The organism is Pseudomonas sp. A-B-19, from assembly GCF_019947515.1.
Lineage (GTDB): Bacteria > Pseudomonadota > Gammaproteobacteria > Pseudomonadales > Pseudomonadaceae > Aquipseudomonas.
The window spans coordinates 18,703-31,667 of sequence record NZ_JAGYGN010000028.1 but is presented as its reverse complement, the minus strand read 5'-3'; the positions used below and the strand labels follow the sequence as shown (position 1 = coordinate 31,667).

Here is a 12,965-nt window from a genome sequence, read left to right as displayed (position 1 = left end):
CATTGCCGAGGCGTTTTCTTTTCCGTTACGCGTCACGTCACTCACAGCCTCGTTCGTGCGGGGCTTTTTCGTTTCTGGAGCATCACTCTATGAGTTTCTTTCACGGCGTCACCGTGACCCTGGTGGATACCGGGGCACGCCACATCGCCACCCCGTCCGCATCGATCATCGGCCTGTGCAACACCTTCACCGTGGGGCCGCCGGCCACTGCCGCTGCCAACGAACTGCTGCTGATCACCCGCGAAAGCGAAGCGGTGGCGGCCTGGGGCCCGGACGCTGCAATCACCCAGGACTGCAAGGCCATTTTCAAACGGTCCAAAGCGGTGATTGTCGCCGTCGGTGTGCCGGTGCTGGAGGACGAAGCGGAGCAACTGTCGGCAATTATCGGCGGCGTCTGGGCTGACGGCACCCGTACCGGTATGCAGGCGTTGCTCAACGGCAAAAGCAAGTTCAACGCCCAACCACGGTTGTTGGTGACTCCGGGGTACTCGGCGACGCTGGCGGTGGCCACCGAGCTGGTGGCGCTGGGCGACAAGATGCGGGCCATGGCCATCATCGACGGGCCGAACACCACCGACGAAGCCGCGATGGCCTATGCCGCCAACTTCGGCAGTAAACACGCCTACATGGTCGACCCGGGCGTGCAGTTCTGGGACACCGGGACCAGTGCCACGGTCAACGCGCCGGCTTCGGCCTGGACCGCCGGCCTGTTTGCGTGGACCGATGCCACCTACGGCTTCTGGGCCTCGCCGTCGAACAAGGAGTTTGTCGGCATCACCGGTACCACGCGCCCGATCGAGTTTCTCGATGGCGATGCGTCCTGCCGGGCCAACCTGCTGAACAACGCCAATATCACCACGATCATTCGTGATGACGGCTACCGGCTGTGGGGCAACCGCACACTGTCCAGCGACCCGAAATGGAAGTTCGTCACCCGCGTGCGCACGCTGGATATCGTCATGGACGCCATCCTCTACGCGCACAAATGGGCCGTCGACCGCTCGATCACCGCGACCTACGTCAAGGACGTGACCGAAGGCCTGCAGGCGTTCATGCGCGACCTGAAAAATCAGGGCGCGATCATCAACTTCGAGGTCTATGCCGACGAAGAGCTGAACACCTCCAGCGAACTCAGCGACGGCAAGGTGTACTGGAACATTCGGTTCACCGACGTACCGCCGGCCGAAAACCCGAACTTTCGCGTGGAGGTGACCGATCAGTGGATCACTGAAGTGCTGGACACCGCTGCCTAAGGAGGCCGCTTTATGATTCCGGAAGTGCTCTACAACACCAACCTGTTTGTCGACGGCATCAGCCTGCAAGGCGACGTGCCGAGCTTGACCCTGCCCAAGTTGACCCTCAAGACCGACGAGTACCGCGCCGGCGGCATGGACGCGCCGGTCGAGATCGACATGGGCACCGAAAAGCTCGAAGCCAGCTTTATCACCAACGGCGTGCGCCGAGAAGTGCTGAAGTTCTTCGGCCAGGCTGACCTCACTGCGTTCAACGCCTCGTTCCGCGGTGCTTTCAAGGGCCAGAAAGGTTCAGTCAAGGCGGTGGTCGCCACCCTGCGTGGCAGCCTCAAGGAAGTCGATCCGGGGGACTGGAAACCGGGTGAAAAAGGCGAGTTCAAGTACGCCGTTGCGGTGACCTACTACAAGCTGGAAATCGACGGCAGTGTGATGTTTGAAATCGATCCCCTCAACTCGATCCGCGTCATCGATGGCAACGATCAACTGGCCGCCGTGCGGTCTGCCCTGGGCATGTAAGGAGCAACACCATGAGCAACGTGAAAGACAACGTCCTGCCCAAGTGGCTGCAACTGGGCGATGGCATTGCCACCGTGGCCCTGTCCCGGCCGAGTCAGGCCAACGGCATTCAGGTCGACAAACTGACCCTGCGCGAACCGACGGTGCGCGAAATGCGCGCTGCCACCTTGCAGGGCGGTAGCAACGAAGAAGAGCAGGAGATGGTCTTGTTCTGCAGCCTGGCGAGCATCGGCCGTGCGGATCTGGAGGGGCTGCTGATGCGCGATTACCGTCGTTTGCAGACCGCCTATTTTCGTCTGGGAGCAGACGACGGGGTTTAACCCCCACCTGCAAAAGGCCCTGGCCAAACACTTGGCTGTCGAGCTGAATTTTTCGGCGGCCGAGATTCAGGGGCTGTCGTTTTCCGAGATGGTCTGGTGGCTCACGGACTGAGCCCATCCCCTTTGCATACAGGTACCCTGAATGGCGAATAAACTCTCGCTCGGGCTAGTGATTGGCGGCGCCGTGGATTCATCCCTGGGCGCCGCCTTCAAAAACGTCAGCGGCGAAATGAAAAAGCTTGAGGCGCAAACCACGCGCGCCAAGGGCTTGCAGAAAGTCATCGGCGAGACCATGCGTCTGCGCGATGAATGGAAAAAAGCCCATGACAGCGGGGCGGCCAATACCGACTCATTGCTGCGCAAACTGGAAACCAACACCACCAGCCTGCGCAAGCAGGGTGTCGAAGTCGGGCGCCTGCGTCAGGAGTATTTGGCGCTGGGCAAGGTGGTGCGCAGTGCCGAGTTCAAAGCCAAAGGCATGGGGCAGGTCGAAGAGGGACGGGAGAGCCTGCGCAGCGGATTCGGTACGGCGGTGGCCGGTACCACGTTGGCCGCGGTACCGACCAAGGTCAGTGCGGATTTTCAGGCGATCATTCGCGACATCGCAATCAAGTCCGGTACCGCCAACACCCAACAGGAAATGGACACCGCCCGCGACATCGTCCAGACCTCAAAAAACACCGGCATGGCCAACACCCAGGTGGCCGACTTGGTGAACCAGTTGGTCGGCGGCGGCATGGAGTTGGCCGAGGCGCTGAAGTATGCCCCGGTGGCTGCGAAGTTTGCGGTCGGGCAGGGCGCGTCGGGTACCGACACGGCGAGGATGATTCTGGCGATGCAGAACAACGCCAAGATCACCGATCCCCAGAAAATGGAACAGGCACTGGCGTCGGTTGCCCTGCTGGGCCAGCAAGGCAGCTTCGAGGCGGCCGACATGGCCAAGTGGTTTCCGGAACTGTTGGCGCAGATGGCCAGCAGCGGCATAACCGGTCAGGAGGCGGTCACGCAATTGGGTGCGATGCTGCAGGTGCAGATCAAGAGCGCCGGCAGCGCCGATGAGGCGGCGAATAACCTGAAAAACTGGGTCGCGAAAATCGGTTCGGGGGAAACGGTCAAAGGTTATGCCGATGCCGGGATTGACTATCAGGGCTCAATGAACGCCGCCATTGGCAAGGGCTTGTCGACCTTCGAGGCCAGCTTCGAACTGGCGCGCCGGTATGTGGAAAAGACCGACCCGAAAAAGGCCAAGCAGCTGAGTCAGGGGCTGACCCAGATCAGCCAAGAGACGGACCCGGCCAAGGCGCAAGCGATGGCCGATGCCTTGGCCGCCACTTTGCGTACCGGCGATCTGTTTGCCGACATGCAGGTCAAGACGGCCCTGATGGCGTACACCCAGAACAAAAAATTCTACGCGGAGCTGAAAAAAGGCGCTTCGGACCCCGACGGCCCGCGCAAGGACATTCTCGACAAAAACCTGAACGAACGTCGCGAGAGCTCGTCGCAACGTTGGGCCGAAACTGGTCAGGCGTTCAATGATTCGCTGCGTGCGATCGGGGATGCCCTGCGCCCGGCGACAGATGCGCTGGCCACCGGTATCGGTGCGACGGCCCGTGGCTTGACCGCCTTGTCCGAGGAGACGCCCAAGGTGGTGCTGGGCCTGGCGGCGTTGAGTGCCGGAGCGTTGCTGGCGGGCAAGGCCTGGGCCGCGCTGAAGATCGGTCGGGGGCTGGTGAACATTGCCCGTGGTTCGGCCGGCGACCGGTCCAACATCGTGCAGCGGGTGTTCGTGACCAACGCGAATGACGGCGATGACGACGGGGTGGATCACGATTCAGGTCGAAAGAGAAAAGGCCCTGCAAGTCGGCCGTCCCGTGGCATGAAAGTGGGCGGGGCGCTGGCGGTGGTCGGTGCCGGCGTTCAGGTGTTGGACACTTACCAGAACGCCACCACCCGTGATGAAAAGGCCGAAGGCTACGGCGAGGCAGCGGGCGGGCTGGCCGGTGGTTTGGCTGGTGCAGCAGCGGGAGCGGCCATCGGTTCGGTCATCCCGCTTCTCGGTACCGCGGTGGGTGGGATGATCGGTGCCTGGCTCGGGGCGATGGGCGGCGGTGACGTGGGCGCGACCATGGGCAAGGCGTTGTTTGGCGGGGCGGACACTCCGGTTGCACCCAAAGCACCGCTGGGCCTCTTTCCTATGCCCGCCGGTCAGAGGGTTGGCGCGGTCGTGCGCTCGATGGACAGTGCCCCCGCCGCGCCGGTTACGGCGGCGGCATTGATGTCGACCACGACAACAAAAACACCCGAATGGCCCAAGGTCGATCAGCAATTCACCTTCGCCCCGGCTCCGGTGTTTCAGGTGCATGGCGATGTGAAAGACCCGGCACAATTGGTCCAAGAATTGATGCCGTACCTGCGCCGTCAGTTTGAAGACTTCGCCCGGGAGGCGCGCGCCCGGCAGTTGTTTGATGCACCCCACGTGGGTTGAGGACGTGAAATGGCGGATGAAAAAACTTACCTGGAACACCTGCAAGGCGGGCTGAAGTACATGGTCGACGCGGGGGAGGCCGGGCGCACTGACCTGGAGTCCATGACTGGACCCATGAATGGCGCGCTCAATGAGATCAGTGGGGCGGCCGATGCGCTGGAAGGTCTGCCCTTTATCAGCGAGGACCTGAGCGACAAGACCCGGCGTCTGCAGGATGCGATCAACTCGGCGCAGGCCAAGATTGGCAAGGTCGCCAGTTACTACAACCAGACCCAGCGCGCGCTGGCCCAGTTTGATGAGCACTTTTCCGCGCTGACCGAACAGATCGGCCGCTTTGGCGCGGCGTTCAGCAAGGTGGCCGGTAAGGCCAATGCCGCGTTGGGCAACATCCTGCCCACGGAATGGTTTGCCGGCGACATGACGCCGATAGCCGACGCGGTGAAGCCGTTCCCACACCTGCTGATCCTCTACCCGCTCAAGGCCAATGAACGGCCGTATTACTTCAACCTAGACACCGCCGCGTTTGACGAACTGCATCGGCAGACGTCGTTTCGCTGGGCCGCGCAGGAGCGCCTGACCCGACGCCCGGCGCAACAGGCGGTGGGCTTGGGGGAGGAAAAAATCACCATCAAAGGCGCGATCTACCCGAGCTTCAAAGGCGGGCTGAAGCAACTGGATACGCTGCGCAGCATCGGCGCCAAGTTGCTGCCACTGAACCTGACTACCGGTTATGGCGAGGTGTTGGGCAACTGGTGTTTGACCAATATTGAAGAAGAGCAAAGCGCCTTACTGCCCGGGGCGATCCCGCGTAAGCAGGGCTTTTCATTGGAGTTTGTCCGCTATGGCGATGACCTGCAGAACAGCTGACGGGGATCTGCTCGACACCCTGTGTCACCACTATTACGGCCACCTGAACCGCAGCGTCGAGGCGGTGCTGGCAGCCAATCAGGGACTGGCCGATGAGCCACAGCCGTTCCGGGCCGGTGTGCTGATCAGGCTGCCGGACCTGGTGGTCGAGACGGACAGCGTCATTTCGTTGTGGGATTGATGGACTACACTCGTGTCGCTCATCGTTTAAAACTCCTTACTTTCTTGCCCGCCTTGTGCGGGATTTTTTTTGGAAAAAATCCATGACGCCTAATTTTCGCATCGTGGCCGAAGGTGCCGACATCACCAGCCTGATCAATGATCGTCTGGTGTCGCTGCAGCTTTCCGACCGGCCCGGGATGGCCTCGGACTCATTTGAGTTGCGGATCGATGACCGTGACGGCGCGGTGTCGCTGCCCGTGCGTGGTGCGAGTATTGAGGTCTATCTGGGTTATGCCGGCGCCGACCTGACGCGCATGGGCCGCTACACCGTGGACGAGGTGGCCGTCTCCGGCCCACCGGACACCCTGGTGATCAGCGGCAAGGCCAGCGACATGCGCGGCAGCGGCAAAACCACCCGCAGTGGCAGTTGGGAGGATGTCAGCCTGGCGCAGATCGTCGGTGACGTGGCAGCGCGCAATGGCTGGCAGCCGTCATGCCCGGTCGACACCCGGGTGCCGCGCATGGACCAGCTCAATGAGTCGGACTTCAATTTCATCACCCGGGTGGCCAAGAAGCACGACTGCACGGCCAAGGTGGCCGACGGCAAGCTGCTGGTCCTGCCGCGACAGGGCGGGCAAAGCGCCAGTGGCAAGGCCTTGGGTGTGATTACCTTGCAACGCAGTGATGTGACCCGCTGGCAGTTTCGTTTGAGCGACCGCAGCGCCCATCAGGGGGTCAGCACCCAGTACCAGGACTCGGCCAGCGGCGAACTGCTGATTTCGCACCTGGACAACCCCAACGTGCCCGAAGGCCTGCCGCCGGTGCATACCGATCGCCATCTCTACCCGGACCGCACGGCGGCCGATGAAGCGGCCAAGGCACGCCTGGCCGCGTTCAATCGTTCGACTGCCTCGGTGCGTCTGGACCTGCCCGGTCGGACCGACCTGTTTGCCGAAATCATGATTGAGGCGCAAGGCTTCAAGCGCGGCCTCGATGGTGAATACCTGGTGGAGTCGGTGGATCACACCTTCACCCCATCCGGGTGGACGGTGTCGGTGGAATGCAACGGCGGCAAGGAGGGCAAGGCCAAGGCCTCAGGCAAGCCGCAGAAAGTCGTGCTTGAAGTGGCCGATTGATTGTCCGGGCGTGTGAGTCGCCCCGGGTCAAAGAGGGTTTAACCCCGAATTAAAAGGAGCGGCCAGTCTGGATGCGTCAACACCCAGCCTGGCCACCGTCCCCGCAGATTGTCCCTGCAAGTCCCGCCAAGGCTCCTGCTCTGTGCACAAAGCAGAGCGAGCCTAGCACCTGTTTATTTATACAGTAAAGGTCTTGCTATCCATGTCTTCACCCATCATCCCTTGGATGGGCGGTAAACGCCGTCTGGCCGATCGCCTTATCCCGCTTTTTCCACCCCACGAATGCTACGTCGAAGTCTTTGCCGGCGGCGCCGCGTTGTACTTTATGCGACCCCAGGCCGCACCGGTCGAAGTGCTCAACGACATCAACGGTGACCTGGTGACGTTGTATCGCGTGGTGCAAAACCACCTCGAAGAGTTCGTGCGTCAGTTCAAATGGGCGCTCAGCTCGCGGCAGGTGTTCGAGTGGCAGAAGATGACCCGCGTCGAAACCCTCACCGACATTCAGCGCGCCGCCCGATTTTTCTACCTGCAGCACCATGCCTTCGCCGGCAAGGTGTCCGGGCAGACCTTCGGCACCGCGACCACCGGCCCGGCCATCAATTTGCTCCGTATCGAGGAAAATCTCTCAGCCGCCTGGCAGCGTTTGTCCGGCACCTATGTCGAGCATCTGCCTTGGTTGGAGTGCGCCGAACGTTACGACCGGGCCCACACCTTCCACTACATGGACCCGCCTTACTGGCAGACCGCCGGCTATGGGGTGGATTTTCCGTTTGAGAACTATGAGCGGATGGCCGACTTCATGCGCCGCTGCAAGGGCAGGGTGATGGTCAGTATCAACGACCACCCAGACATTCGGCGGGTGTTCGAAGGTTTTCACTTTGAGAGGCTGGACATCCGCTACACCACAACCAATCAGCGGCAGGGTAAGGCTGAGGTCAGTGGTGAGTTGGTGATCATGAACTGGGAGCCAGTAGGACTTGGAGGGCTGTTTTAAGGTGACTGATTTCGACCCAATGCTGCCGGTGGCGAACGGCAGAACCGGCCAAAAACGGACATGCGGATGCGTCTATTGAGTCAGGGGTGGAGTCACAGAATTTCAGGCAAAACGGGAGCGGCTGAGGCTAAATGCAAGCGGCATGCTGTATCATTGACGATTAAAGCTATTCGGAAAAATACCGACCTCTCGACAGAGCTCCGCCATACGTGAACGCTTACTGAAACGGTTCACTTGACGTCCAAATAGAAAAACAGACACCACTATCCAGATAGAGTCAAAACAAGTGATTCTTGCCATTGAAACCATAGATAAGCGCCGCGAGGCAATCGCCCTCGCTACGCCTGCAAAACACAAATCGCAATTCGGCCAGTTCATGACGCCTGGTGTCATTGCGACCTTCATGGGTTCGATGTTCAGTTCTCTCAGCAAGAAGAATATCCGACTCCTAGACGCCGGCGCAGGCATCGGGTCTTTAACCGCCGCATTCGTCCAGAGAGCGGCCAGCGATAAGGCCGTCTCGCTAGCCTGCGAAGTTTGGGAGATAGATCCAAAGCTGCATGAGCCACTCAGCACGACACTAGACGGTTGTGCTGCGCTGATGCGCACCGTCGGGGCAACGTTTGAGTCCGCGATTCAATCTGAGGACTTTATACTTTCCTCGTCCAACTTATTTGCCCATTCCAAGATGGCAAGACCTACACATGTCATTCTCAATCCGCCATACAAGAAAATCAGCAGCGACTCCGCACACCGCCTCGCGCTTCGAGAGTGCGGGATTGAGACGACAAACCTGTACTCAGCTTTCGTCGCGCAAGCCCTTGTCTCTCTGGCAGAACACGGTGAGCTGGTCGCCATCACACCGCGCAGTTTCTGCAATGGCACGTATTTCCGCCCATTCCGCGAATTTATCTTGGCACGCGCAGCCCTAGTCAAAATTCATATCTTCGAATCGCGTACCCATGCATTCAAAGGCGACGAGGTGCTACAAGAAAATGTAATATTTCATCTCGTAAAGGGAGGCAAGCAAGGGGCAGTAACCATCTCTAGCAGCCCGGATGCTACCTTTACAGAGCTGAACACCAAGATAACACCCTTCGATGAAGTTGTTTTACCTGGCGACAAAGAGAAAATCCTTCATCTTTCGACAGGCCAAAACTGCGCAGAAACAGAAGAGGCCATGGCTAAGTATTTTCACACCCTCGAAGACATTGGCTTAAGCATCAGCACAGGGCCGGTTGTCGATTTCAGGATGCGCGAGCATTTACGCGAGACTGAAGATGCAAACTGTGCGCCCCTCGTATATGCCCATCACTTTGAGGATGGTTTTGTTGCACATCCAAAGCCCACAGCCAAGAAGCCAAACTTCATCGAGATCAACGACGCGACTCGCAAGTGGTTGATGCCTAGTGGTTGTTATGTGTGTGTACGCAGGCTTTCATCTAAAGAAGAAAAACGTCGAATTGTTCCTGCCGTTTTCACTCCTAGCTCCGCACCTGGAGCTTTCATAGGCTTCGACAACCATATGAATATCTTCCACCATGCCAAAAAAGGCATTTCAGAAGATATTGCAAAGGGGTTGGCCGTCTATCTAGGCTCGACGTTTGCTGATCAATGGCTGCGTCGTTTCAGTGGTCACACACAGGTTAATGCTGGCGATTTACGTGCATTACGCTATCCCGACATCAGTACGCTTAGGGGCTGGGGTAAAAAGATCAATAAGACCTTACCATCACAACAAGAGATAGATGCACTCGTCGGAGTAACACTTGTCTAAGATAGATGAAGCAATTAACATCATTGCAGCACTCGGGTACCCCCGGGCACAACAAAACGAGCGCTCTGCACTTACGCTTTTGGCACTCATCCAGCTTCAAGAAAGTGGATCATGGCAAATCCTTAAGGAGCCAATGCTTGGTGTTCGCGCCATCCTCGACTTCTGTCGCAACAGCTACCTGAAACCCTACGCTGAAAACTCGCGCGAAAGCTTCCGCAAGGAAACTCTGCATCAGTTTGTCTCGGGAGGTCTTGTTCTTCAGAATCCTGACGAACCCGCTCGTGCACCAAACTCACCCAAATGGTGCTACCAAATCTCACCAGAAGCAAAACAACTTTTGATGAAATACAAAACAGCACATTGGGATGAAAGCCTACAAAAGTACTTGGCAGGCGTTGGGTCACTGGCCGAAAAATACAAGGCAGCGCGCGACTTGGCACTAGTGCCATGCGTACTACCGGATGGGTCAGGGCTTCAGATGTCGCCAGGCGGCCACAGCGAGCTTATCCGAGACATAATTCAAGAGTTTGCCCCTCGATTTGCTCCAGCTGCAAAAGTGCTCTACGTGGGTGATACTGGAAACAAAGGAGTAATCCACGACGAGAGTTTTTTAGCAAAGTTGGGCGTCAATGTGCATGAGCGCGGGAAGATGCCCGACGTCATTCTTTATCTCGAAGAGAAAAAGTGGCTCTTTCTGGTTGAGAGCGTGACGTCAGTGGGGCCTGTCGACGGCAAGCGCCATGCAGAACTCAGTTATCTTTTTAGGGATTCAACCGTTGGCTTGGTGTATGTAACGGCATTCCCAAGTCGTCAGTTAATGGCTCGATTCCTTCCTGACATAGCCTGGGAGACAGAAGTCTGGTGCTCCGACAATCCAACACATCTTATTCACTTCAATGGTGATCGTTTCCTTGGCCCTCATGTCTCAGAGCGATAATTTTAAAATGGATCTATCTGGCCAATACAGACTTGAAGACTTCTTTGGAAGAAAAAGAATACGCGAACAAAAATATGATAACGACCAGTTAACTCGCGTTCTACAGGCCTGCACGATATTAAAGGCACTGGGTCTCGATAGGCGACATTACTACTCCACAGGAGAAACGGACAGATCGCCGTGGGTGTTATTAGCATTGGCAGGCATATCGCGTAATACCTATTGGAAAGAAGCAACAAATAGCCAAATAGGAATTGATGCAATAATTAATTTTATCGAAAAAAATTACAACTTCAAATATAAGACAGGTTCCCGAGAAGGGATTAGAAAAGAGTGCCTTCACCTTTTTTTGTATCGCCGCCTTGTAAATGTAAATGAGGATACACCGCATAGAGCGACTAACAGTAAAGACTACAATTATTCATTAACGCCAGAATTCTTGAAGGTTTTAAAGTCGTTTGAAGAGGATTCGTGGGAAGGTGAACTTAATAGTTTTGCGTCGTCTTTAGGTGAGCTTGAAAAAAAATGGCAAGAGAAAGTTATAAAATCAAAAATTAAGGTTTCTATAAGCCCCACCCATTCGATCCTTCTTTCACCTGGCGAACACAATCAGCTGCAATCCGATATTGTTCACAAGTTTTGCCCTAGATTTATAAAAAATGATTTTTCCGTAATCTATTTGGGGGATGCTGACAAGGCAAGAAATTCAGGTGGCAAACTGCTTCATATGGATTCAAAGGCTTTTGATGATCTGAACATTAAGGTCTTGGATAAGGGAAAGCTGCCAGACGTGATGGTTTATGACCAGAAAAATAACTGGCTGTTTTTGATCGAGGCTGTTACTTCACGTGGAGAATTCTCAGCAACGCGACACGATCAACTGACAAAATTGGTTACCAAATGCAAAGCTGGAATCGTATTTGTCACAGCTTTCCCAACCCGAAAATTACTGCGAAAGTTCGTGGCGGATATCGCTTGGGAAACAGAAGTTTGGATTGCTGAAAACCCAGACCACATGATTCATTTTAATGGTGATCGTTTCTTGGGTCCTCATGATACATTTAGCTAACAAAGTGCTGCACTCGGATAGGTTTCTCTCTTCTATTCTAATTTAGTGGTGAGCGCGGCATTGGCGAGTATCTGCTATAGGGCTCATACAGAAGTGACGGTGCCCCGACAATCTCGTTAGGCTATTACTGATGTGAGCTTCGGCAAACTATTGCAATAACTTGTAATTTGGTCAGAAAAATTTAAATAAAGGTTAAATGCGGATGCGTATTGAGGATGGTTACCTGCTAGGTGCGTGGCAATACGATAAGGAAGACAACAAGATTTACCCCTATCTTTTAACAAAGCTACGTGCTTCTGAACAGACCTTTGATGTTTCTTTAACTGGTAAAAGTTTTCCGGGCAGTTACGCCGGAGTCAAGGTTGATGACTTCATTGAGGGCTTGCGAAACCAAACCTTTCCGTATCCAGCAACCGTACGGATGAAACCACTCAACGTGAAGGGTTCCGGAAATGCTTGGCTGATTCGAAACCTGCGTTTAGACTCGTCTTTCAACGACGGTGGAGATTTTGGTTTGCCTTCCCCAACGGTGCGTTTAAATGATGTAAAATCTGAATTTGAAGATCTACTCCACAATTCTAGATTCCTCTCTGATGAGGAGCTTGAAAAGAAAAGTAGAGAGTTTCCGGATCAACCAATTAAGTTGGCGGTTACATCTTTTGTCTATCAGAGAAATCCATATGTTGTCCTTAGGGCACTACAACGAGCAAATGGTGTTTGTGAACACTGCTTTAGTGCCGCCCCGTTTATTCGTAACTCAGATGGATCACCATATTTAGAGGTCCATCATAAAATTCCATTGGCGCAGGGTGGTAAAGATACGTTTGAAAACACCGTTGCACTTTGCCCAAACTGCCATCGACTAATGCACTTCGGACCAATCGCCTGAAGGGCTCAGTAGTTCGCTATGGCTCATAATCAGCTGGTCGTGAGCACCCGCAATTGCCTGATAGCCGACTGCTTGCTTTCACTCCGGCGTCATCAGCTCCGCGAGTGTCAGCTTGATGAGCTCCTCGTTCCGGTCGATGGCATCTAGAGTGCCGCGCATGTTGTCGTCGACCTCTGGCGACCCGCGCTCCTCGAGCCAGTTCGACAACTCCAGGATAGCGGCTTCGAGGGCGAGCTGGTTTTCGTTGATCTTGAAGAGCTGGGAAGGGAGCAGGTCTGAATTGAACATGTGCTAATTCTCCATGGATGAAGAAAACGTAGCAGTCGGTGACTATTGGGGGGAAAGGGGGGGGAGGCTATGGTCGGCAGGACGCCGTGAGGGTTGTGCGCAAAACCTTCGCTGTAAGCCACGGTTTACCGTTTGCATAAGCACAAAAAAGCAGGTGTTTTGCCGTCCTTAGAAGTGGTTGTATTCTTTTAAAACCAATAGGTTAGGCTGCTACAGCCCCCAACATGGGGTGCTAGTGCACTATAGCTCCCCAAGATCAATCAAACGGC

At 55.8% G+C, this 12,965-nt stretch carries 13 protein-coding genes; 12 read left to right on the top strand and 1 reads right to left on the bottom strand.

The window, feature by feature from the left end; genetic code table 11:
• Positions 1-89 precede the first annotated feature (89 nt).
• The 12 genes from KGA81_RS24495 (at position 90) to KGA81_RS24440 (ending at position 12,408) form a co-directional block, all read left to right on the top strand.
• Entirely contained in the window at positions 90-1,253 is a 1,164-nt protein-coding gene (locus KGA81_RS24495) for a phage tail sheath family protein (protein ID WP_223549289.1), read from the top strand.
• 12 nt (positions 1,254-1,265) lie between these two features.
• A complete protein-coding gene (locus tag KGA81_RS24490; protein ID WP_223549287.1) occupies positions 1,266-1,769 on the top strand; it encodes a phage major tail tube protein in 504 nt (167 codons plus the stop codon).
• Positions 1,770-1,780: 11 nt separating this feature from the next.
• Positions 1,781-2,089 (top strand): phage tail assembly protein, encoded by a 309-nt coding sequence (locus KGA81_RS24485; protein WP_223549284.1) that lies wholly within the window; start codon positions 1,781-1,783, stop codon positions 2,087-2,089.
• A 142-nt stretch (positions 2,090-2,231) separates the two neighbouring features.
• Complete coding sequence (locus KGA81_RS24480) at positions 2,232-4,574, top strand: phage tail tape measure protein (RefSeq protein WP_223549282.1); 2,343 nt, start codon at positions 2,232-2,234, stop codon at positions 4,572-4,574.
• A gap of 9 nt (positions 4,575-4,583) precedes the next feature.
• Entirely contained in the window at positions 4,584-5,441 is an 858-nt protein-coding gene (locus tag KGA81_RS24475) for a phage tail protein (protein ID WP_223549280.1), read from the top strand.
• On the top strand, positions 5,416-5,622 hold the full coding sequence (locus tag KGA81_RS24470; RefSeq protein WP_108217354.1) for a tail protein X: 207 nt from the start codon (positions 5,416-5,418) through the stop codon (positions 5,620-5,622). Before KGA81_RS24475 ends, KGA81_RS24470 begins: the two co-directional genes overlap by 26 nt.
• 82 nt (positions 5,623-5,704) lie before the next feature.
• A complete protein-coding gene (locus tag KGA81_RS24465) occupies positions 5,705-6,739 on the top strand; it encodes a phage late control D family protein (RefSeq protein WP_223549278.1) in 1,035 nt (344 codons plus the stop codon).
• A gap of 202 nt (positions 6,740-6,941) precedes the next feature.
• Positions 6,942-7,736 (top strand): DNA adenine methylase, encoded by a 795-nt coding sequence (locus KGA81_RS24460; protein ID WP_223549276.1) that lies wholly within the window; start codon positions 6,942-6,944, stop codon positions 7,734-7,736.
• Between the two features lie 286 nt (positions 7,737-8,022).
• The gene (locus KGA81_RS24455) at positions 8,023-9,513 is read left to right on the top strand and encodes an Eco57I restriction-modification methylase domain-containing protein (RefSeq protein WP_223549274.1); all 1,491 of its coding nucleotides are present in this window, start codon (positions 8,023-8,025) and stop codon (positions 9,511-9,513) included.
• Entirely contained in the window at positions 9,506-10,450 is a 945-nt protein-coding gene (locus KGA81_RS24450; protein ID WP_223549272.1) for a BsuBI/PstI family type II restriction endonuclease, read from the top strand. The genes KGA81_RS24455 and KGA81_RS24450 overlap by 8 nt, the downstream gene beginning before the upstream one ends.
• Positions 10,434-11,519: a BsuBI/PstI family type II restriction endonuclease gene (locus KGA81_RS24445; RefSeq protein WP_223549377.1), complete on the top strand. Its 1,086-nt coding sequence runs from the start codon at positions 10,434-10,436 to the stop codon at positions 11,517-11,519. Before KGA81_RS24450 ends, KGA81_RS24445 begins: the two co-directional genes overlap by 17 nt.
• Before the next feature lie 202 nt (positions 11,520-11,721).
• Positions 11,722-12,408: an HNH endonuclease signature motif containing protein gene (locus tag KGA81_RS24440; RefSeq protein WP_223549270.1), complete on the top strand. Its 687-nt coding sequence runs from the start codon at positions 11,722-11,724 to the stop codon at positions 12,406-12,408.
• A 78-nt stretch (positions 12,409-12,486) separates the two neighbouring features.
• Here KGA81_RS24440 and KGA81_RS24435 read toward each other — a convergent pair whose 3' ends face one another.
• Entirely contained in the window at positions 12,487-12,696 is a 210-nt protein-coding gene (locus KGA81_RS24435) for a hypothetical protein (RefSeq protein WP_223549268.1), read from the bottom strand.
• Positions 12,697-12,965: the final 269 nt, after the last annotated feature.